This window comes from Bacillus sp. PK3_68, from assembly GCF_003600835.1.
In the GTDB taxonomy this organism is placed as follows: Bacteria; Bacillota; Bacilli; order Bacillales; family Domibacillaceae; genus Pseudobacillus.
In genome coordinates this window covers 2,289,585-2,312,155 of sequence record NZ_NQYC01000001.1, presented here as the reverse complement: position 1 = coordinate 2,312,155, position 22,571 = coordinate 2,289,585, and the positions used below count along the sequence as shown (strand labels likewise).

Annotated in this window: 19 protein-coding genes and 1 pseudogene; 19 read left to right on the top strand and 1 reads right to left on the bottom strand. The window is 43.1% G+C overall.

Annotated elements, in window-relative coordinates:
- Positions 1 to 131: 131 nt before the first annotated feature.
- The 3 genes and pseudogenes from CJ483_RS25770 to CJ483_RS11870 form a co-directional block, all read left to right on the top strand.
- Positions 132 to 1,259, top strand: a pseudogene (locus tag CJ483_RS25770) (cache domain-containing sensor histidine kinase); the annotation flags it as partial.
- Positions 1,254 to 2,201, top strand: a complete 948-nt coding sequence (locus CJ483_RS25765; protein ID WP_481747739.1) for a methyl-accepting chemotaxis protein — start codon at positions 1,254 to 1,256, stop codon at positions 2,199 to 2,201. The pseudogene CJ483_RS25770 and the gene CJ483_RS25765, both read left to right, overlap by 6 nt.
- A 251-nt stretch (positions 2,202 to 2,452) precedes the next feature.
- Entirely contained in the window at positions 2,453 to 3,382 is a 930-nt protein-coding gene (locus tag CJ483_RS11870) for an LCP family glycopolymer transferase (protein ID WP_120035194.1), read from the top strand.
- 175 nt (positions 3,383 to 3,557) lie between these two features.
- Here the strand turns inward: CJ483_RS11870 and CJ483_RS11865 are convergent, their stop codons facing one another.
- Positions 3,558 to 4,238, bottom strand: coding sequence for a hypothetical protein (locus tag CJ483_RS11865; RefSeq protein ID WP_120035192.1), 681 nt, complete (start codon positions 4,236 to 4,238; stop codon positions 3,558 to 3,560).
- Positions 4,239 to 4,858: 620 nt separating this feature from the next.
- Between CJ483_RS11865 and CJ483_RS11860 the strand changes: the two genes are divergently transcribed.
- From CJ483_RS11860 to CJ483_RS11780, 16 genes are all read left to right on the top strand, one after another.
- Entirely contained in the window at positions 4,859 to 5,605 is a 747-nt protein-coding gene (locus CJ483_RS11860) for a YveK family protein (protein ID WP_120035190.1), read from the top strand.
- Positions 5,595 to 6,299 (top strand): CpsD/CapB family tyrosine-protein kinase, encoded by a 705-nt coding sequence (locus CJ483_RS11855; RefSeq protein ID WP_275064569.1) that lies wholly within the window; start codon positions 5,595 to 5,597, stop codon positions 6,297 to 6,299. The genes CJ483_RS11860 and CJ483_RS11855 overlap by 11 nt, the downstream gene beginning before the upstream one ends.
- 112 nt (positions 6,300 to 6,411) lie before the next feature.
- Complete coding sequence (locus tag CJ483_RS11850) at positions 6,412 to 7,182, top strand: tyrosine-protein phosphatase (protein WP_120035188.1); 771 nt, start codon at positions 6,412 to 6,414, stop codon at positions 7,180 to 7,182.
- A 357-nt stretch (positions 7,183 to 7,539) separates the two neighbouring features.
- A complete protein-coding gene (locus tag CJ483_RS11840) occupies positions 7,540 to 9,378 on the top strand; it encodes a polysaccharide biosynthesis protein (RefSeq protein WP_120035184.1) in 1,839 nt (612 codons plus the stop codon).
- A gap of 17 nt (positions 9,379 to 9,395) precedes the next feature.
- On the top strand, positions 9,396 to 10,427 hold the full coding sequence (locus CJ483_RS11835) for a Gfo/Idh/MocA family protein (RefSeq protein ID WP_120035182.1): 1,032 nt from the start codon (positions 9,396 to 9,398) through the stop codon (positions 10,425 to 10,427).
- Positions 10,428 to 10,439: 12 nt separating this feature from the next.
- Positions 10,440 to 11,768, top strand: coding sequence for a nucleotide sugar dehydrogenase (locus CJ483_RS11830; RefSeq protein ID WP_120035179.1), 1,329 nt, complete (start codon positions 10,440 to 10,442; stop codon positions 11,766 to 11,768).
- Between the two features lie 21 nt (positions 11,769 to 11,789).
- Positions 11,790 to 13,070, top strand: a complete 1,281-nt coding sequence (locus tag CJ483_RS11825; protein WP_120035177.1) for a lipopolysaccharide biosynthesis protein — start codon at positions 11,790 to 11,792, stop codon at positions 13,068 to 13,070.
- 29 nt (positions 13,071 to 13,099) lie between these two features.
- Positions 13,100 to 14,392 (top strand): oligosaccharide repeat unit polymerase, encoded by a 1,293-nt coding sequence (locus CJ483_RS11820; RefSeq protein ID WP_120035175.1) that lies wholly within the window; start codon positions 13,100 to 13,102, stop codon positions 14,390 to 14,392.
- Positions 14,389 to 15,492 (top strand): glycosyltransferase family 4 protein, encoded by a 1,104-nt coding sequence (locus CJ483_RS11815; protein ID WP_120035173.1) that lies wholly within the window; start codon positions 14,389 to 14,391, stop codon positions 15,490 to 15,492. The genes CJ483_RS11820 and CJ483_RS11815 overlap by 4 nt, the downstream gene beginning before the upstream one ends.
- Positions 15,493 to 15,519: 27 nt before the next feature.
- A complete protein-coding gene (locus CJ483_RS11810; protein WP_120035171.1) occupies positions 15,520 to 16,683 on the top strand; it encodes a DegT/DnrJ/EryC1/StrS family aminotransferase in 1,164 nt (387 codons plus the stop codon).
- A 49-nt stretch (positions 16,684 to 16,732) separates the two neighbouring features.
- Positions 16,733 to 17,452 carry an acyltransferase gene (locus CJ483_RS11805; RefSeq protein WP_120035169.1) on the top strand — a complete coding sequence of 240 codons (720 nt, stop codon included), beginning with the start codon at positions 16,733 to 16,735 and terminating at the stop codon, positions 17,450 to 17,452.
- Between the two features lie 9 nt (positions 17,453 to 17,461).
- Positions 17,462 to 18,718, top strand: coding sequence for a glycosyltransferase family 4 protein (locus CJ483_RS11800; protein WP_120035167.1), 1,257 nt, complete (start codon positions 17,462 to 17,464; stop codon positions 18,716 to 18,718).
- Positions 18,702 to 19,304: a sugar transferase gene (locus CJ483_RS11795; protein ID WP_120035165.1), complete on the top strand. Its 603-nt coding sequence runs from the start codon at positions 18,702 to 18,704 to the stop codon at positions 19,302 to 19,304. The genes CJ483_RS11800 and CJ483_RS11795 overlap by 17 nt, the downstream gene beginning before the upstream one ends.
- On the top strand, positions 19,301 to 19,948 hold the full coding sequence (locus CJ483_RS11790) for an acetyltransferase (RefSeq protein ID WP_120035163.1): 648 nt from the start codon (positions 19,301 to 19,303) through the stop codon (positions 19,946 to 19,948). Before CJ483_RS11795 ends, CJ483_RS11790 begins: the two co-directional genes overlap by 4 nt.
- 71 nt (positions 19,949 to 20,019) lie before the next feature.
- Positions 20,020 to 21,141, top strand: coding sequence for a DegT/DnrJ/EryC1/StrS family aminotransferase (locus CJ483_RS11785; protein ID WP_120037982.1), 1,122 nt, complete (start codon positions 20,020 to 20,022; stop codon positions 21,139 to 21,141).
- A gap of 79 nt (positions 21,142 to 21,220) precedes the next feature.
- Positions 21,221 to 22,513 (top strand): hypothetical protein, encoded by a 1,293-nt coding sequence (locus CJ483_RS11780; RefSeq protein WP_142927227.1) that lies wholly within the window; start codon positions 21,221 to 21,223, stop codon positions 22,511 to 22,513.
- Positions 22,514 to 22,571 lie beyond the last annotated feature (58 nt).

The following is a 22,571-nucleotide window of genomic DNA, read 5'->3' as shown; positions in this document are numbered from 1 at the left end:
TTTGCCTTGTATAGAAAATTCTTATTTTTCATTCCTTGATAAAACTACTTTAAATGTGAGGAGACAGGCCGATAAAACATTTATCCTAAGTAACAACATGCAGGAAATTTCATCAAGGAGCTTAAGAACAGATGCGCACACGAGCTACATCAGAGAAGAAAAGAAAGAAAAGAATCCCTCTCCGTGTAAAATGGAGTTTCGCTATTTGTTTGGCTGTTTTTTTATCGCTTGCAGCGACTATTTTGTTTATGTACAAAACGGTTGGCGATATGCTAGAAAAAGACGATAACCAATCAAACAAGAGCAATGCGGGTATGACTGCGGATCAGGTAAGAATGAATCTTCAAACATTTGAGCAATCAGCTGAAGAACTTTCTGCTATCGTTTCCAATCAATTAAAAGAGAAAAATGCCATTCCTGCCATTGAGGCTCTTATGAAGACGGTAGAGGAAAATAATGAGCTGATCATGTCCGCTTATTTCATGGATTGGAAGACAGGCAAGATTCATATTTCACCGTACGCCGACTTCAATAAAGATGTGCGTGAAACAAGAACGTATAAACAATTATCCAAGCATAAGAAAACGCTATGGATGGATGTATACAGAGAAGAAGGGTCTAATAAGGTCATGACATCTATTATTACGCCCGTTATGTCTAACGGCAAAATGGTGGGCGGTCTCGGCTATGATGTAGACCTGTCTACAATTGGGGAAGCTCGAGAGAAGATTGAAAAGTCGACAGGAAATAAACTGGCGATTCTCGATGCCCAGGGGGTAATTGTTTCTTCTTTTATCGAGGGGTCCGAAGGGAAGAACATGAATCCTGCCAAAAGCGGCGAGATAGCGGGTGTAGAAGATGTAATGAAAGACTCAGCGGATTTCCATTCCCAATTCAGCTGGATTACGGATCTTTATAAAAAAGAAGACAGGCCCCGCACTTTCACATGGAAAGGAAAGGAATACAAAGCACACACCTCCACTATTCCAGAGCTGAATTGGAAAGTGATTTCTTTTACTCCTCAGAGTGTATTTGCCAGCAAGATGAAGGACATTCAACAAACGGGTATGCTGAGCATGGCTGTCGGTTTGCTGATTGGCATCCTCTTTGCAATGTTCTTAGCTAGAAAGTTAGTTCAAATTATTTCTAACTTAAGACGCACGTTAAATAAAACGGCGGAAGGCAATTTACAGGAACAATTTATCGTACAATCCAATGATGAAATTGGTGATTTGTCCGTTAGCTATAATCAGATGATTGATAAGATGAGAGGCCTTATTCAACAAGTCGAGCGGAACGTACAGCGTGTCAATGAATCGACCGTTGGACTGAACACGATTGCGGCTGAGAACAGTTCGGCTATTGCTAACGCCTCCCGCTCTGTTGAGGAAATTGCCAATGGAGCCGGTCATCAAACGGAGGAAATCGAACGGGGCGTTGGCACTGTTCAGTCGTTGAATTGGGAGATTGACCAATTGCTGGAACAAGCGCAATCAACAGAAAGAGCTTTGGATGCTGCGTCGGGACAGCTGGAAAATGCCAGTGGGAAGGTAAGACAATTAAGCGATTCTTCCAATCTTCTCGAACAGGCATTTCAGAAGGTAACAAGACTTGTGGCAGCTTTAAACGAAAAGTCAAAGTCGATATCGGAAGTGACTTCTGCTATCTCGCAAATTTCTGAGCAAACCAATTTGCTTTCTCTAAATGCTTCGATTGAAGCGGCAAGAGCCGGTGAACACGGGAAAGGCTTTGCGGTTGTCGCACATGAAGTTCGCAGCCTCGCGGAACAGTCTAAGAGTTCGGCGGAAGACATTCAGCAAACGATCAACCGCGTGCTCGTAGAAACAGAGGAACTGGTTCAAGTCATGGCTGAGACAAACCGGATTAGTGATGAGCAAAAAAAGGCGGTCCAATCAGTTACCCAATCTAATGAACAACTAATGGCATTTATGCAAAATATGATTCAGATCATTCAGAAGGAAACAAACTCCATCGATAAGCTGCAAGTGCAAAAAGATCATATTGTGAAAGCGATCGAAAGAATATCCGCCGTTTCCCAAGAAACCGCCGCTACGTCAGAAGAGATTGCTGCTTCTATGGAAGAACAAGCAGCTTCCTCTAATGAGTTGGCCCAGCATGCGGCTCAATTAGCCCAGCATACCGAACAGTTACAGGAAGCGATTCATCAATTTAAGATTTAGGAGAATTTTCTGGAGAGAGAGGGAGTTTTTCAAAAACGGCCATGTTCATAAGCAGAGAAAATAGGCAGTCTCTGCTTTTTCTTATCCAAAAGAATAGGCATAAGGAACTGAGTTGTTGACAAACGTTTGCCTGCGTCTTTTTGTTTTATTTAGAAGATTCCTGTCCTTTTTTCTTGCTAAATCATAATTCCGTGATAATCTAGAAAAGTAGTAAATTGTGCATAGGGGAAACTAAAAAGGAGAATGGAAAAATGGAAAGAAGAAGGACCAGACAGAAACGAAAAAAGAGAAAGTTTGTTAGCCTTATATTATTGATCATATTAGTCATTGGAGCGGTTTTCGCATTTAATGTATATTCTTCGTTTAACAGTGCTCTTAAAAATATCGTAAATAAATCAGCGCTGGAAAAATCGGAGAAGCGTGAGAAGGACGTGTCCTTGAAAAATAAAGATGCCTTTACGGTCTTGCTGCTTGGCGTAGACGAACGTGAAGGAGATAAGGGACGCTCGGATACGATGCTTTTAATGTCCGTAAATGGTGAGAAAAACTCTGTGGAAATGTTAAGTATCCCTCGGGACACACGCGTAAATATTGCAGGTAAAGGAAAAGAGGATAAGATTAACCATGCTTATGCCTTTGGCGGAGTAGACATGTCTGCAAAAACAGTGGAAGAGTTTCTGGATATTCCAGTAGACTACTATGTAGAAATGAATATGGACGGATTTAAGGAAATGGTAGATGCCGTCGGCGGTGTAGATGTCGAAAATTCATTTGCCTTCTCTTATGGGGGCGAGAGCTTTGACAAGGGAACGATCCATTTAACCGGCCAGCAGGCTTTGGAGTACACAAGAATGCGTAAAGAAGACCCGCAAGGCGATTTTGGTCGACAAGCCCGTCAGCGCCAGGTGATACAAGGTATCCTTAATAAAGGGGCAAGCATCAATTCAATTTGGAAGTATAACGACATATTAGATGCGTTGAAAACGAATATGGAAACGAATTTGTCCGTAGATGAAATGAGAGCCATTCAAAAGAACTATGCCGGTGCCCGGAATAACATTAAGCAGGAGCAGATAGAAGGAACCGGAAAGAAAATAGACGGTATCTACTATTATATTGTGCCTGATGAAGAAAAAGAAAGAGTGTCTACTATATTTAAAGAGCACTTAAATCTGCAATAAACCTAATTATTTTGTAGATGTTTGTCTTTATTTAAAAAGTCCCATTTTATGGGGCTTTTTTCTGTATATAAAAATACATATAATTACCTGATTTTTATATTTTTATTTTGAAGTGAGAGAACGATGAAGAGAAGGGAGCGTATCTCTGTATAGAGATACGCTCCCTTCTCTATTCTCATGACTGGCCAGCAACCTTCGACAACAATGCCTCCTTCTGTTGTTTTTTGGCATTTTCATAGCTTATTTTAAATGACTTGGCATGAGAAGCGCTATAGTGATTGCTTTTTAATTCATTTTCCAGTGTAAGATATACAGTATTAAATGCTGCATCTGTTTTAGCTTCGACCGTGTCTGCTGCACCGGTATATTTTTGATAAAAATAAGCAGGGTTAATTTTTTCCCCTTTAGCAGCCTTTTCCGAATACTCATTTTTAGCTTGCCCGACTAAAGCACCTAGTTGCTGTTTTGCCTGCCTTTCTAAGTGGCTGAACGTAGGTGCATAGCGTTTTTTAATTTCTTCGACTGTTGCTTTTTTAACTGTTTCATTGGGTCTTTTTCCATTATTTGCAGGACGATCTTTTGTCATCCATGATTGCGGATCCACCGTGCTGCCGTCCTCTAGTATATAATGACCGTTTTTATCGATCCAAACACTACCATCCTCATCTGTTTTGATTCCTTCCGGGAGTGGGGTCCCATTCGGCAGTTGAATGCTATACTGTTTTTCAGTAATTTCGTCTACTTTTCGATCCGCTACATCGTACTGTTTTACCTTCATAAAGTAATAGATTGCAGCTCCGGCGCCAATAGCCAGTATCAGAAAAGCTGCTAAAGCGAGTTTGACAAACTTCCTCATACAATTACCAGCCTCCGCCAATTAATTTTTAACATAGTATAGCATGGCTATTAGCAAATAATAGTTCAAAAAGTAATATATACATAAAGTTGGTAGTATATAACTATTTATTTATTAATATTTGAATTTCATAAAAATATGAGATACGATGTCTATAGTTTTTTATGGGAATAATCGGGTTTCATTCCAATTATTCTTTATTTGATTATAAACAAATTAGTAAATCATGCAGGAGCAAGAAAGAAGGAGAGGGGGAGAGACTTTTTGGCAGTAATATAGAAAAATCCTTAAACAAGAAAGCGGATAAGAGAAAGAGAAAAAGTGTTGTCGAAGATTGTGGGCTGTGAAGAGAAGGACAATTGTTAGTGGGTAACATCGCAGATTAAGGATGAAGAGCAAGTCATTCAGAGGCTAACAGAAGGAAGTGGAGCGATTCATTTCTAAGTAAAATATCTTTTTTACCAGTACCCTCGTAATTTCCGTATATGTAATATTTACAAGAAACATTACAATAATATTAATTTTCCGTAACTTCAGATAATAACTTATGGAAATTTATTCTTCATGTGCTACAATTTCGATAATTAATTCCTTTTTCGACAATTACTTAGGAGGATTTTATGGAAGAAACCATTAGCTTGCGAGAACTAGTAGGTACGTTAAAGAAGCGATTCAAGCTGATATTGCTTATTACATTTGCGGCAGCTTTGATTAGTGGAGTCATCAGTTATTTCGTTCTTAGCCCTGTTTATCAGGCATCTACTCAGTTGCTTGTGAACCAGGCGAAATCAGAGCAGCAGCTATACAATCCGGCTGAGGTTCAAACAAATCTGCAGTTAATTAATACATATAATGTCATTATTAAAAGTCCGGCTATTTTGGATAAAGTCGTTCGAAATCTTGATTTGGATATGACAGCAGCAGAAATAAACGGGAAGATTAACGTTCAAAGTGAAAAGGATTCACAAGTGGTGAATGTAGCTGTACAGGATGAAGATCCAACTATCGCGGCCGATATCGCAAATGAAACGGCTCGTGTATTTCAAAATGAGATCGTTAAGATTATGAATGTCGATAATGTGAGCATTCTTGCTGAAGCAGAAGCGAGCGACAGCTTATCGCCTGTCAAACCTAAACCTCTTTTGAATATCGTTATCGCTTTGGTCGTTGGATTAATGGTGGGAATCGGTCTTGCATTTTTGCTTGAGTACATGGATAACACTGTAAAAACCGAGCAGGATGTTGAAAAGCTTCTTGAGCTTCCTGTGCTTGGAAGTGTGACCGTAATTCACGCAGCGAAAAAAGAAAAAGGTCATGCTTCCATAGAGAAAAAAGCAGTTGTGAGGAGTGAAAGCATTGGTTCTTAAAAGAAAGAAAAATGAGACTCCTGGTCAGACGAGACGGAACCTAATTACTGAAATGGATCCGAGATCGCCGATTTCTGAACAATACCGAACAATCCGTACAAACATCTTATTTTCGGCAGTTGATCAAGAAATCCGTTCACTGCTCGTTACTTCCGCTGGCCCCGGTGAAGGAAAATCAACAACAGCGGCCAATCTGGCCATTGTATTTGCCCAGCAAGGAAAGAAGGTATTGCTTGTCGACGCAGATATGAGGAAGCCGACTATGCACTATACATTTAACTTTATGAATACAGTCGGATTAACAAATGTTCTTGCCAAACAAAAGAGTTTGGCTGCCGCAGTAAAAGAAACTACTGTGCAAGATCTTGCTGTTCTGCTGTCAGGTCCCATTCCGCCTAATCCGGCCGAACTGCTAGGTTCCCGCATGATGGCAGAGTTTCTTAAAGAAGCTTATCGTTCCTATGAAACGATTATCTTTGATACACCGCCAGTGCTTGCGGTAACTGACGCCCAGGTATTGGCAAACCAATGCGATGGGACGTTGCTCGTCATTAATAGCGGCAAAACAGAAGCAGATGGCGCTATTAAAGCGAAAGAGCTGCTTCAGGCTGCAAAAGCGAAGCCGCTTGGGGTCGTGTTAAACAACCGGAAATTAAAGGAAACCAACTACTACTATTATTATGGGAACAAGTGAACCTTTAAAATTGGTAACCAACTAAAAACTAAGCAAATAGACACCTGTCCTAATAGGATAATTATGTGATTTTTTTCATTGTTTGTCAAGTAGAAAAGAAGGGAATGAGCATATGTTTGACCTCCATTGTCACATATTGCCCGGTATTGATGACGGAGCCTCCACGCTTGCAGAAAGTATTGCTATGGCAAAAGAGGCAGAAAGAGAAGGAATTACCTCTATTATCGCTACGCCTCATCATAAGAATGGCGCATACGACAATACAAGGGCCCACATATTGGCGAGTGTTGATCACTTAAATGAGGAGTTGAAGAAAGCCGGCGTGAACGTGAACATACTGCCGGGACAGGAAATCAGGATTTACGGAGAATTGCTGGAGGACTATGAAAAGGGGGAGCTTCTGACTGCTTCGGGAAATTCTGCTTATCTTTTTATTGAATTCCCTGCCAGCACCGTCCCGCATTACACCGAACAGCTATTCTACGATATTCAAATGAAGGGCTTGCTTCCTATCATTGTTCATCCGGAGCGCAACTTTGAGTTTATCCAGAAGCCAGACCGGCTGTACGATCTCGTGAAAAGCGGAGCAGCTACACAGATTACTGCCGCTTCTTATATCGGTAAGTTTGGGAGGAAAGTCCAACAATTCACCGAGCAGCTTATCACAGCTAATTTAACACATTTGCTCGCTTCAGACGCTCACAATACAACTGCGCGCACATTTAAAATGACGGAGGCCTATACACGGCTAGCGGGCAAGCTGGGAAGCGACTATGCAGCTTATTTTCAGGAAAATGCTGAGCTGCTCGTAAATGGGGAACATCTTCATAAAAATCCACCGGAGAAAATTTATAAAAAGAAGAAGCTTTTAGGCATTTTCTAACTTTTAAATAGCAGGATTTCATCCAGCTTATTTTTTTCACTGAAACGATTGGATAAATATCCAAAAAAAGCAGTAAAAATGTATTTGTGTTTAAAACTGGTGATGCCTCCTAACCGTTATCAATGGAGGCACTCGGCTGTACTGTGGGTTTGGAATATCCGGGACCTTAGACGCGAGTCGTCAATAGTGCAGCGTGAGGGTGGGTTAGATGCCCAATTTTCTTTACAAGCTTCATCTATTCAGCTTGGCGATCAGCATTTGGAAAGACAATTAATAAAAGCCCATTTGGAGAGTGGTTTTCTATTAGTTGTTTTGCATAACACTATGACTTTTGAAAATTGAGAGAGGTGAATGGCATTGACGTATCAAAAAAGGCTGTCGCTGTTAGCTGCGCTTGATTCAGCTATCGTTTTATTCTCCATCTATATCGGCTATTTCCTGCTGCATCCTTACATGAACATCTATAATGTAGGCACCTTAGCTATTAGTTCGATTTCACTTTTAGCGAGCCATCATTTGTTTGCCGCTCTTTACAGGCTCTACCAGAAAGCTTGGGAATATGCGAGTGTCCATGAATTGATAGCTATTGTACAAGCGGTCACCTTATCCGTTATAACGACAGCTGTTATTCAACTCGTTGCTTTTCAGGATATTTATGTGCGCGTGCTTTTAATTACGTGGATGCTGCATATTTTATTAATCGGCGGTTCCCGTTTTTCCTGGCGCTTGTACCGCAATCATTTTATGGCAAGGGGTAAGGGAAAAAAGAGAGCGTTAATTGTGGGAGCAGGCTCCGGTGGTTCCATGGTCGTCCGGCAGCTGCTTAATCATAACGATGCTGATTTCCATCCGGTTGTGCTTGTAGATGATGATACCAACAAACAACGGCTGCAAATTCATGGACTCACTGTAGCAGGGAAAACAGCGGATATACCGAGATTGGTGAAGCAGTGGAAAATAGACCACATTATTATTGCGATTCCTTCATTGAAACGCTCCGAAATTCAACATATTTACAAACAATGCGCTAAGACGAGCGCGAAGGTCCAGATTATGCCGCTCATTGAAGATGTCATCACTGGCAGGGTGCCGGTTAGCCAGTTTCGCGAAGTGCAAGTGGAAGATTTGCTTGGTCGGGACCCAGTAGAGCTTAATATTGAAAGCATCGCAGAATATGTAACCGGCCGAACCGTGCTTGTCACAGGGGCAGGCGGGTCGATCGGTTCGGAGATTTGCCGCCAGATCAGCACGTTCCGGCCGCGGAAGATCATCCTTGTCGGGCATGGAGAAAACAGCATTTATCAAATTGATTTGGAATTGCGCACTCGCTACAAGGAAACGATTGAAATTATCCCCATCATTGGCGACATTCAGGATCGTGAGCGCATGTTCCGGGTCATGGAGGACTACCGTCCAGATGTTGTCTATCATGCCGCTGCCCATAAGCATGTGCCACTCATGGAACACAATCCGGAGGAAGCTGTTAAAAATAATATCTTCGGCACAAAAAATTTAGCAGAAGCGGCCTGTGCTGCTGGTGTAAATAAGTTTGTCCTCATCTCTTCCGATAAGGCGGTAAACCCGACAAATGTGATGGGGGCAACGAAGCGTCTTGCTGAAATGATCATTCAGCAGCTTGATAAACAAAGCAACACATGCTTTGTCGCTGTCCGGTTTGGCAACGTGCTCGGTTCAAGAGGAAGCGTCATTCCACTGTTCAAAAAACAAATTCAGGCAGGGGGACCGGTCACCGTTACCCATCCCGAAATGACACGTTACTTCATGACCATTCCAGAAGCATCCAGGCTTGTGATTCAAGCGGGTGCGCTTGCTAAAGGGGGCGAAATTTTCGTTCTTGATATGGGAGAGCCTGTCAAAATCGTGGATCTTGCCAAGAATCTTATTAAACTATCAGGATTCAGCGTGGAAGAGGTAGGCATTAAGTTTTCCGGGATACGCCCAGGTGAAAAAATGTACGAGGAATTGCTGAACAAAAATGAAATTCATCCCGAACAGGTCTTCCCGAAAATCCATGTCGGCAAGGCAGCTCAGGTGGAACCGGAAGTGCTGTGGGAATTTATTGATACTCTTCCTTCAAAAAACAGCCGGATGCTGAAAAAAGAGTTAATAGATATCGCGAATGCGAAAGACGGGCTGCAGCAGTTAATGAAGGAAGTTAGCGGATTACTAATATAGAAAGAAGGAGTTTAGTCATGAATTTTGCTATTGCAGGCTGTGGCTTTATTGCGAAAAAACATGCTAGAGCTATTGAAAACATACAAGGGGCAAAGCTTGTCGCTGTGTGCGATAAGGTGCCAGAAGCTATGGAATATTATACAGACACGTACGGGGCAGAGCCATTTAGCGAATTTGCGGAGATGCTGCAAAGAGAGGACATAGATATTGTCTGCATTTGCACACCGAGCGGCCTCCATGCGCCATTAGCTGAAGAGGCGGCGAGAGCACGGAAGCATATTATTTTGGAAAAACCGATGGCGATGAATTTAAGGGAGACGGATCAAATCATTTATGCCTGTAGGAAGCATAACGTCAAGCTGGCGGTTGTTCACCCAAACCGATTTCGTCCAGCTGTGCAAGAGCTGAAACATATTTTGAACAAGGGGCTGCTGGGGAAAATCAGCCATGCTAATGCTACCGTCAACTGGAACCGAAATCAGGAATATTATGACCAGGCTCCGTGGCGCGGCACGAAACAGTATGACGGCGGCGTGTTGATGAATCAAGCGATTCACACTCTCGATTTATTGCTTTGGTTCATGGGACAGCCTGAACAAATCTTCAGCATGGAAGCGACGCGCTTGCGGAACATCGAAGCGGAAGATGTGTCAACCGGATTGATCCGTTTTGAATCAGGAGCCCTTGGCACAGTGGAAGCTTCTACAACGGTGTATCAAAGCAATTTTGAAGAATCGATTACGATCTTTGGCGAGAAAGGCACAGTGAAAATTGGCGGACCGAATGCCCTCTACTTTGAATGCTTAACAATTGAGGGCATGTCCGAGGAAGAAACCGAAGAGATATTAAATAAAGTTAAATCTGATCCGTGGGGAACACCGGGACATCAGTGCATTATTGAGGACATGATGGAATCGGTAAAAGAGAATAAAGAACCGGCTGTTACAGGAGAAGACGGCAGGGGAGCCTTGGAGCTTGTTCTTGCTTTTTACGAATCAGCTGCGAGAAATGAACCAATTTATATGAAGCCTGTCAAAGTATGTATGTAAAGGGGAGTAATTATGACAACACAAACGATCACTAATACAGCCGAACAGCTCATCACCAAATTGAAAAACAAGACAGCCGTCATTGGGGTTGTCGGTCTTGGATATGTAGGGCTGCCGCTGGCGGTAGAGAAGGCAAAAGCCGGCTACGATGTTATCGGATTTGATGTGCAGCAAGAGAAAGTAAAGAAGGTAAATCAAGGGGAGAACTACATTGGCGATGTAGTCGCCGCGGATCTGGAGGAACTTGTTCACTCCGGCAAGCTAAAAGCTACTTCTAATTATTCATTTATTGAAGAAGTAGATGCTTTGGCCATTTGTGTGCCGACGCCGCTGGACGTTTATAAACAGCCGAACATGGAGTATGTCCAAAGCTCTGCCACAGCTATTGCCAAGCATATGAAAAAAGGAATGCTCGTTGTGTTGGAAAGCACGACTTATCCGGGCACGACAGAGGAATTAATTAAGCCAATTCTTGAAGAGAACGGATTAGTGTGCGGCGAAGACTTTTTTCTTGCTTATTCTCCGGAGCGGGTCGATCCCGGCAATAAAGACTTTAACACGAAAAACACACCGAAAGTCGTTGGCGGCATGACAGAGACCTGTACAAAAGTAGCGGCTACGATGTACCGCTCTGTATTGGAAGGTGATGTGCATGAAGTGTCCAGTCCGGCTGTGGCTGAAATGGAAAAACTGCTTGAGAATACGTTCCGCAACATTAACATTGCTTTGGCAAATGAAATGGCGATCCTGTGCAATAAGATGGGCATAGATGTTTGGGAAGTCATCGATGCTGCGGCAACGAAACCATACGGCTTTATGCCATTTTATCCGGGACCGGGGCTTGGCGGCCACTGCATCCCGATTGATCCGTGGTACCTCACTTGGAAGGCGCGCGAATATAACTATCATACAAAGCTAATTGAGACAGCCGGTGAAATTAATGACAGCATGCCGGAATTTGTTATTCAGCGCTGTATGGAAATTTTGAACGAGCGCGGAAAAGCTTTAAAAGGCTCTAATATTCTTGTGTTAGGTGTGGCTTATAAGAAAGATATTGATGATTACCGGGAATCACCGGTCCTGCCTATTCTTGAGAAAATGACCCAGGCTGAGGCTAACTGGACTGCTGTCGATCCGCATGTCCGGGAATTTAAGCTAAAAGGAAAGTTACATACCACGGCGCATTTGACGGACGAGTTGCTTGAACAAGCTGACTTGACAGTCATTGCCACGAACCATAGCTTGTTTGATTATCAGACGATTATGAGAAAATCACAGGCTATATTTGATACGCGCAACACTTATAGAAATAAGGAACAGAGCAAATATTTAAAATTGTAAATAGCCGGGGAAGTGCCTGTAATGATAGCAATGGAAAGGTTAAATGCCAATCGTTTTCTTAAAAATTTTGCAGCTTTATTTTCCGCTACCTTGTTTGCTCAATTGATTAATATTGTGGCTTCACCGGTGCTGACAAGAATATACAGCCCGGAGGAGTTCGGTTATTTTAGCTTTTATTTGTCTGTCTGCGCTTTATTGATTGTATATACAACAGGCAGATATGAGTTTGCCATCAATACGGTGAAATCAGAGGAAGAAAGCCAACAGCTGTTCAAGGTAGTCTTCGTTTCTTCTATACTTTTTACTGTTCTTCTGTTGGCAGTGGAACAGCTCTTTCATGATCCGGTACTTCGCTTATTTAAGCTGGAGAAAGCCTCGTCGCTCCTGTTATATATCCCGCTCACACTTCTCGTCATGGGGATTTCTCAGGGGCTAAATTATTATTTGAACAAGCACAAGGAATTCGGAGTGCTTTCTAAAGGGAAGGTGCTCCGGAGCTCTGTCACCAGCGGGGCCTCCATCTTGTTCGGCTGGACAGGCCTTCAATCGGTTGGGCTGATTTTAGGAAATGTACTCGGTTACGTCGTTTCCAATATGTATCAGACGAGAATAAAAAAGATCGGTTCTTTATTTGATTTTCGCCAATACGACTTTCCATTATTATGGAAGACGGCGGCAAAGCATAAGCATTATCCGTTGTACAACAGCTCATCTGCTTTTTTTGACAACCTGGCTGTCCAGGCTCCGGTGTTTATTTTAATGCGTTTTTTTTCCGAAGCCATTGTTGGATTTTACAGTTTAACGATACGGGTAGCGGCCATGCCGATTTCCCTTATCTCCGCTTCGGTGGCGCAAGTGTTTTTAAGTGAAGTAGCTGAGTTGCACGCTGAAGGAAAATCTTTTTTGCATGTGTTAAAAAAAGTTCTCATGCTGCTTGCAGGTATTGGCGTTCTTCCTGTCATTCTGCTTGTTGTTGCGGGGCCGTGGGGATTTGCGCTTGTATTCGGTGAAAAATGGCGGATGGCAGGAGAGCTGTCGCAAATCTTAGCCTTTGGCTATTACGCCAAGTTTGTTGTCTCTCCGCTCAGTGTCGTATTTTTTGTGAAACAAAAAGTGAAGCTGCTTTCTCTCATTCAAGGAATAAGGGCAGTTTCTACCCTTTCGGTGCTTTGGATCAGCTCGGTCTACTTGAATATAAAAGGAGTGGTCTTCGTATATTCCATTCACGAACTGCTTTTTTATAGCTTATATTTATTTTTCATTTTTAACATTAGCCGGGATCCCGGTCATACGCGCGACTAAATGAATATATTCGTTGTTTGGAGAGATACATGATAAAAACAAAGACAGTCACATTCATTTCTTTACTTGCTTTAAAAATTCTTTTGGAATACAGCTATACAACGATTATTAATCCCATTTTCTCTTATGAGGGCTTCATTCTATATGAATCTTTTCCGAAAATGGTTGAGTCCTACATACTGGCTTCAATAATTTTCCTAGTTGCTATCTCTTTGCTGGAAAGCAAAAAAGCACCGAGCAAAATTGTTATCTATTTAATCATTGTGCTGCTGTATATTCCTTTAACGGCCTTGTTTTGGCTGCAAAACCAGCCTCGGCCGTTTATTTATTCAATTACTGTTTCCTTATCTCTCATCATTTTGATCGTCAGCACGTTTTCAAAAGTGCGCTTGGTGAAGCTTAAGGAAGGAAAAAGCTTAACTTTCATAATCATTGGCGGCATGTCGCTTATCGTTTATGGGCTGTTAATTGCACAAGGCGGCCTCGGTCGAATTAATTTGAATTTAATGGAAATTTATCAAGTGCGAGAGGCATACGCCAATACGAATAACAAGGTGTTGGCCTATTTGCTGCCATGGCAGGCTCATGTCGTCAATATGCTGGTTATCGCCGTTGCGATGTACAAGCGGAATTTTAAGATTGCCGGGATATTTATCTTATTGCAAGTATTTCTTTTTTCGATGACTAACTTTAAAAGCTTTCTTTTTGCGCCGTTAGTCTTGGTTGGATTCCAACTGTTTGAGAAAACGAAGCTAAGAGATAATTTGCTGCTCGTTATGTCTTTAGGCTCTTCACTGTTGCTCTCGATATGCATTGGGATTTATCACTTTTTTGGTTCGTTTTACATGGCATCCATTTTTATCCGACGTTTGTTTTTCGTACCGAGCAACTTGCATTATGTCTATTACCACTTTTTTCAGCCGATAGAGAAGTACAAGCTTTCCCATTCTTTTTTAAGCTTTATCAATGACAACATCTATCATATGACGCCTGTGCAATTAGTGGCGCTCTCATACTACAACAGGGAAAACTTTGCCCCTAACGTCGGGTTTTTTGGAGACGCTTATTTGAATTTTGGAGTGTTAGGGGTGCTAGGATTTTCATTGCTGCTTGCATTCTTATTAAAGCTTATCGATACAGCATCTGTTTCGGTGCCTTCTTTTCTGGCCATGTCTATTCTCGTGATCCCTGCCATGTCATTGATTAATGCGGCATTTTTCACCTCCTTGCTGACGCATGGAATTTTATTTGCCATTTTAATGCTTTGGCTTGCCAACAGTCTGTTTACAAATGAAATAAATACGATAGGGAGTAAAAAATGAAGATATGTCACTTAACGTCAGTCCATCCTCATAACGATACAAGAATATTTATTAAAGAGTGCCGCTCTCTTGCTGTATCGGGATATGAGGTGCATCTTGTTGTACCGGGAGCGCCTGACTCCGTTATTGATGGAGTACAGCTGCACGGCGTATCCAAGGAAAATGGAAATCGTTTAAGGCGGATGACTAAAACAGTTGACCGTGTGTTGAAAAAGGGATTCGAAATAGATGCGGATGTCTATCACTTCCATGACCCTGAACTAATCCCTGCCGGCTTAAAGCTGAAAAAAGCTGGCAAAAAAGTGATTTATGATGTCCATGAAGATGTGCCGCGGCAAATTTTATCAAAGAAATGGCTGCCGAGTTATCTGCGAAAAGGGATCTCTGCTGCCTTTGAACAATTTGAAAATAGGGCGGCACGGAAATTTGATGCCATTTTAGCTGCTACTCCTCATATTCGGGACCGTTTTCTAACATTGGGCTGCCAAGCGCGTGATGTTAATAACTATCCCATACTGGAAGAGTTGAAGATTGATAATGTTTCCTGGGCGGAAAAAGAAAATGCGGCCTGCTATGTTGGCGGCATCACCGCTATCCGAGGGATTCGTGAAATGGTGGAGGCTCTTCAATTTACAGAAAGTGTCTCCCTGCTGCTTGGTGGAAAATTTGTGACTGCTTCGGAAAGAGACATGGTCGCTGCGCTGCCAGGCTGGGCAAAAGTAGATGAGTTGGGCTATGTAAATCGGGAAGGTGTGAAAGAAATATACCGGAAGTCAAAGGCAGGACTCGTCGTCTTGCACCCGACGATAAACTACATTGATGCCCTTCCAGTAAAAATGTTTGAGTATATGGCAGCAGGTTTGCCAGTAATCGCCTCCAATTTCCCGCTATGGGAAGGGATTATCGTGGAAAAAGGGAAATGCGGCCTTTGCGTCGACCCGTTAAATCCGCGGCAAATTGCTTCTGCGATCCAATGGTTAGTAGATCATCCGGAGGAAGCAGAGCGAATGGGGGAAAATGGCCGCAAGGCGGTGGAAACAGAATATAACTGGGAAAGGGAAAATGAGAAGCTGCTAGCGGTTTATGAGAGTCTCGCTTAATAAATTTAGATACATAAGGAGTTTGTTATGAAGATTAAAATGCTCGATTTATCTGAACAATATCAATCAATGAAAAAAGAAGTTATGGCCAAGCTGGATGAAGTGATGTCCTCTTCTCAATTTATTTTAGGGGATAATGTCAAACAGCTCGAAGCCGATGTAGCCAAGTATAGCGGAGTGAATTATGGAGTGGGTGTCGGTAACGGCAGTGACGCAATTCACATTGCCTTACAGGCTGCAGGAGTGGAAGCAGGCGATGAAGTCATTACCACAGCTTTTACATTTTTTGCAACAGGGGGAGCTATCGCGCGCGCTGGCGCAGTACCTGTGTATGTCGATATTGATCCGGTCACCTTTAATATTGATCCGGCCAAAATCGAAGCAGCCATTACAGAGAAGACAAAAGCTATCATCCCTGTTCACTTATACGGCCAAATGGCAGATATGGAAGCGATCAGGCACATCGCTGATGAATATAATCTAGTTGTGATTGAGGATGCTGCCCAGGCTATTGGCGCCAAACAAAACGGCAAGAGCGTCGGAGAGCTTGGCACAGCCGCAACGTACAGTTTTTTTCCGACAAAAAACCTGGGAGGCTACGGGGACGGCGGAATGATTGTCACAAATGATGAAGAGCTTGCAGAAAAGGCCCGGGTTATCCGAGTACACGGCAGCAAGCCGAAATATTATCATCATGTTTTAGGCTATAATAGCCGTCTCGATGAGATGCAGGCTGCTATTTTGAATGTAAAGTTCCCTTATTTGGATAAGTGGTCTCATAGCCGTCGCGAACGCGCTGCTTATTATACAGATCAGCTGGAGACCAAACTGGAAGGAATTGTCCAAACGCCAGTCCAGAAACAAGGGAACTACCATGTGTTCCACCAGTACACATTGCGTGTGCCGAAACGTGATGAATTGCAGCAATACTTGAAGGAACAGGGAGTTGCTACCATGGTATATTATCCGCAGCCGCTTCATGTTCAGCCGGTATTTAAAGAGCTTGGCTACGAGGAGGGGGACTTGCCAGAAACGGAGAAAGCGGCTAAAGAAGCCCTTTCGCTTCCGATGTATCCCGAGTTAAAGCAGGACGACCAAGATTATATCATTGAAAAGATAGTGGCATTTTATGAGAATGCTTTTGAGAAGGAACAGAAATCAGTGGAAGCAACAAAAGAACTTACAAAATAGACTATCAAAACCGCCTGTTTACCAGGCGGTTTTTTCTAAGGAGAGATCAATGATGAATGTGTCCGTAAGCAGAGGCCATAATTCTGTTATTGGAAAGAACGTATCTTTTGGGGACAATGTAGTGCTTGGCAATAACGTCGTTATATATGAAGGAACACAGATTGGAAACAACGTAATTATCCAGGATAATGCCGTCATTGGAAAACAGCCAACGAGAGCAAAATCCTCGATCTTACCGGAAACGACACAGCTTCCGCCTGCTGTCATTGGATCAGGTGTCACGATTGGAACATCGGCAATTATTTATGCGAACGCAGAAATTAGTAATGATGTATTTATCGCTGACTTAGCCACTGTTCGTGAGCGAGTGATGATTGGCGAGCGGACGATTATTGGCCGCGGAGTCGCAGTGGAAAATGACTGTAAAGTAGGGAAGCGATGCAAGCTGGAAACCAATTGTTATATTACTGCTTATTCTGAACTCGGTGATGATGTGTTTGTTGCTCCTTGTGTCGTAACAACCAATGATAACTATATGGGCAGAAGCAAGGAAAGATTCGATAAATTTAAGGGAGTCACGATTAAAGATGGCGGCCGCATCGGAGCAAATTCGACCATTCTTCCGGGAAAAGTTATTCATGAGGATGGGGCAGCGGCTGCGGCAAGCGTCGTAACGAAGGATATACAAAAGGAAGAGCTTGTTGTCGGTTCACCGGCCAAAAAATTAAGGGAAGTGCCAGCCGGGCAATTATTAAGAAATCAAGAGTGAGGGTATAAAGTGAACATATGGATCTTTAATCATTACGCAACCACTCCGGCGCATGTTGGCGGAACGAGGCATTTTGATTTGGCGAAGCATTTATCTGACAGAGGGCATCAGGTCACAATATTTGCATCTTCGTTCAATCACTTTTCCAAAAAGGAGATGGTCTTCCACAGTAAAGAAAAGCCGAGTGAAGTGGAATGGATCAATGGAATAAAGTATGTCTGGATTAACACCCCGGCTTATCGCCATTCGCTAGGACGAGTGAAAAACATTTTAAGCTACACGTTAAAAAGCTATAAAATCGCTATAGCTAGCTGTGCAGAAGAGTCGCCTGATATCGTGATCGGTTCAAGCGTTCATCCTTTAGCAGCCATTGTCGGGTATTTAACAGCCAAAAAAGCGAATTGTAAATTTTATTTTGAAGAGCGCGATTTATGGCCGCAAACATTTGTTGACTTTGGAAAAATTTCTTCCACTCACCCTTTAGCCATCGTTTTATATAAGTTAGAAAGTTTTTTATACGAAAAAGCCGAGCGGATTATCGTGCTGTTTGATAAGGCGAAAAACTACGTAGAGTCGAGGGGAGTCGATCCGAACAAGGTCATCTATCTTCCTAACGGAGTGAACTTGTCTCCATATGAACAAGTAGAGAAGACGCTTCATGTCGATGAAATGTTCAAGGGACTGGAAAACAAGTTTGTGGTCGCCTATATCGGTTCACATGGAATCGCTAATCATTTAGAACCTGTTATTGATTTATTTTCCATGCTGCAAGATCATCCGGAAATTCATTTGCTGTTAGTCGGGGGAGGCGCAAAAAAGCAAGAATTAATGGAACGGGTGCAAAAAGAAAACCTTCGCAATATCACTTTCAAAGACCCGGTGCCGAAATCTCATATTCCTTATTTATTGAGCAAGGTTCAGATGGGCATTATTTCAATATTGGATACCCCGCTTTACAAATGGGGGTTCAGCATGAATAAGATTTATGATTATATGGCTGCTGGCCTTCCGATTGTCATGGTCGCTAACCCGGATCTCTCAGGTTCGTTGAGCGGAGTGAAAGGGGTTCATGCACAGGATGATTTAGAAAAGCTGAAGCAAGTAATTGTCGACGCTTTCCACTCTGCCAAGAAGCTCCAGGAAGAGGGCAGATTTCTGAGAGAATACGTGAAAGAGCATTATTCATGGGAAGTGCTAGGCGGTCAGCTCGAGGCTGTCATGCTGCAAGACACAGAGGGAGTAGAAATCAATGAAAAGATCGTTTGATATTATTTGTTCTTTCCTTGGTCTAATGTTCTTGTCGCCGGTTCTCTTGGTGACCGCTTTTTTGATCCGCTTAAAACTGGGTTCGCCCGTCCTTTTTAAACAACAGCGTCCCGGCTTGCATGGCAAGCCTTTTTTTGTTTATAAATTTCGGACAATGACTGATGAGAATGATGAAAACGGACAGTTGCTTCCTGATCATATGAGGCTGACATCTTTTGGACAGCTGCTTCGGAAGCTGAGTCTCGATGAATTGCCGCAGTTATTTAATGTGTTAAAAGGTGACCTCAGCCTGGTCGGTCCGCGTCCATTACTGATGGAGTATTTAGAATTTTACACACCGGAGCAAGCGAGGAGGCACGAGGTGCGTCCCGGCATTACCGGTTGGGCGCAGGTGAATGGCCGCAACGCGCTTTCGTGGGAAGAGAAATTCCTGCTGGACGTGTGGTACGTTGACAATCGTTCTTTCTGGCTGGATATGAAAATATTAGGCATGACCGTGTTAAAAGTATTTAAATCGGAAGGAATCAGTCAGACGGGGCATGTGACGATGGAGAAGTTTACAGGTTCGAAAGGCGTGGAGAAATGAAGAAAATTGCGATTGTCGGTGGAGGCGGGCACAGCAAGGTTATCCAGGATATTATTCGAGCGGGAGCAGAATATGAAATAGTTGCTTTATTAGATGATAAATATCCGTCTCCCGAGAAAAGGGGCGAATTGATTTTCGCTCCTGTTTCGTATGCATCACAGCTCAAGCAAGCGGGAGAAGAGGTGAGGTTTGTTATAGCAATTGGAGATAACCGGGTAAGAAAGAAAATGGCCGAACGGTTAGCATCTATAGACGCGCAATTTGCCGTACTCATTCACCCCTCGGCAGTGATCAGTCCCTCGGCTGTTGTAGAAGCAGGAACAGTTGTCATGCCTTATGCCGTCATAAATGCGGATACTTTCGTTGGCCGGCATGCCATCATTAATACGGCGGCTGTTATTGAGCATGACAACAAGATTGAAGATTTTGCCCACATTTCTCCCAATGCCGCTCTTACCGGGAGTGTGCATGTCGAGGAAGGCGTTCATATTGGGGCAGGGGCTGTTGTCATTCCGGGGAAAAGGATCGGGGCGTGGTCAGTCGTCGGGGCTGGTGCCGCTGTCATCAATGATATACCAGAAGAAGTAACCGCAGTCGGTACACCGGCAAAGATTATTCAATATATACATGAGTCACTTGATTAAAAGTTTTACACATAAGAGAAGGAGGGAGAACGTTGGTACAGTCATCGAAAATTCTTCTGTCTCCGCCTCACATGAGCGGAAGAGAGAAGAAGTATATAAATGAAGCATTTGAAACAAACTGGATTGCTCCGCTTGGTCCGAATGTGGATAACTTTGAAAAGGAGCTGGCGGATTATGTGCGTATGCGAGGAGCGGTAGCGCTTAGTTCAGGCACAGCAGCGATTCATCTGGCTCTCCGCCTGCTTGATGTGAAAAAAGGGGATATCGTATTCTGCTCATCACTGACCTTTATAGCAAGTGCAAACCCGATTGTATATGAAGGGGCAAAACCGGTATTTATTGATTCGGAGCCCGATAGCTGGAATATGTCTCCGGCTGCTTTAAAGCGTGCTTTTGTGGATGCTGAGAAAGCCGGATGCTTGCCAAAAGCAGTTGTTATCGTCAACTTATACGGCCAAAGTGCAAAAATGGATGAGCTGTTAGCGATTTGTGATTACTATCACGTGCCGGTCATTGAAGATGCGGCAGAATCGCTTGGAGCTGAATATAAAGGCAGAAAAAGCGGGACGTTCGGCAAATTCGGCGTGTTTTCTTTTAACGGCAATAAAATTATTACAACGTCCGGCGGGGGGATGCTTATATCAAACGATGAGGAAGCACTGCACAGAGCCCGCTTTCTGGCGACGCAGGCCCGCGACCCGGCGCCTCATTACCAGCATAGCGAAACAGGCCATAATTACCGCCTAAGCAATATTTTAGCCGGGGTCGGCAGAGCGCAGCTGGAGGTGCTTGATGAACGTGTAGCAGCAAGAAGAGCTATTTTCAACCGGTATGTACAAGAACTTAGCCATGTGAATGGGGTGGAATTTATGCCTGAGCTTGAAGGAACCGTGCATAACCGCTGGCTCACAACATTCACAATGGACGAGGACCAGCTTGGAGTGTCTCCTTCACAGCTAATAGAAGCGTTAGCGGCGGAGAATATTGAAGCGCGCCCTGTTTGGAAACCGCTCCACCTGCAGCCGGTATTTGCAGGAGCAGCTTATTATCCCCACGAAAAAGGAAGAAGCGTTTCAGATGAGCTATTTGAAAAGGGTGTATGTCTGCCTTCAGGGTCAAGTATGACTGAAGACCAGCAACAGAAAGTGATTGATACAATTAAGAAAACAGTAAAAGGAAAAATAAGCATCTGACGAGTGCATACTTTTCACGAGAATCAAAGCAGAAACAGTTTCCGTCTGTAATAGATCCAAATAAAAAGGACTAAATACCGTGAATAAGAAGTTAATAGTTTTTATTTTACTGGTTACTTTCGCAGTCACCTGTATAACGATCTTTACTAACAGGCATGAGGATGAAGATGTGAACCGCAAGCTAAATGAGAAGGAACAGAGTTTGTGGAACAGCACAATCCGTGTGTATTTACAAAAGGACTTGCAATCCGGCCGTGATTTTTATGATGCAGGGCACTTGCTCATGGTTCCTCTTCATTATGCTTACTCTTCTTCTAATGAGGAGCTTACAAGTGATTTTAAAGAATATTTCCAGCATTTTAACCCAGCCGAGCACAAAGAGCTGAATATTCATGCGGAAGGGGAGCGGTTGTCCACCCTGCAGTATTATTATTTAATCAGCCAATATATCGTATTAGCAGAGAATAAAGGTGCCGACAAGCAGCACATTAATGATTTGGCGGATTACTTATTAAGTGAAATCCAGCAGCTATGGCTGGAAGTGCCCGCGTGGCAATGGGGAGAAAAAGATTTTCGGGGCGGGATGAGACAACGGGTATTATGGAAGCTTGAAAATGAAAAGGTAGACCGTCACTATTATCGGGCATTCGTGGATGAAGAGTTTTTTACATTTGCGATTGCTGCTGATTTAAGCCGACACTTCCAAAATGATCCGGTGCTTAAAGATATTTTAAAAATAAACTATCAGGTATTTCAGCAAGAGAGTCATTTTTACGCAGATGGACGGTGGTTATTCCAGCCGGGCGTATGGAGTGACCATCCGGATTACTTATATGCTGGGTACCATAACAAAAAAAATATTCAGGCAGCAAAGCCAGTAGAGGGGATAGCGGCTGATTCATCCCATTTCCACCGTTTCCCGCTATGGATCACAAGTTTTATTAAGGCCTATCCGAAAGGCTCATCCCAAAGAGAGTTATTTCTGAACGTTCGCCAAGGGCTCGAAAAGCAGTTTTTTGATAAGGTTCTTGTTGATCCCGATGACAAGAAGCCTTATTACAAGTTAAATAATTTCATGGATGGCCGTAACGGGCTGTACAGATGGAATTATGCGACTACGCGGAACAATGGATACGGACCATACGAGCTGTCAGGAACTTTTACGATGGGCTGGTGGGTATTTCTCGGCTCCGACAGAATAAAATACGTATACGCTGATTTGGCAAAACAATTTCCACTGCCTTACGAGGCAGTAGACTTGTATTCAGGTCCTGCCAAGACAAAGGCGAATCATTTCTCTGCTGCCGCTTCTAATACTTATAACAATGGCTTTAAGGAAATTTTAGCTGTCCTGGCTTCAAAAATGAAATAATGGCCAACTGATTGTTGTCCAGCAGATGATAGAAGGATATGGGATACTCAATGATACC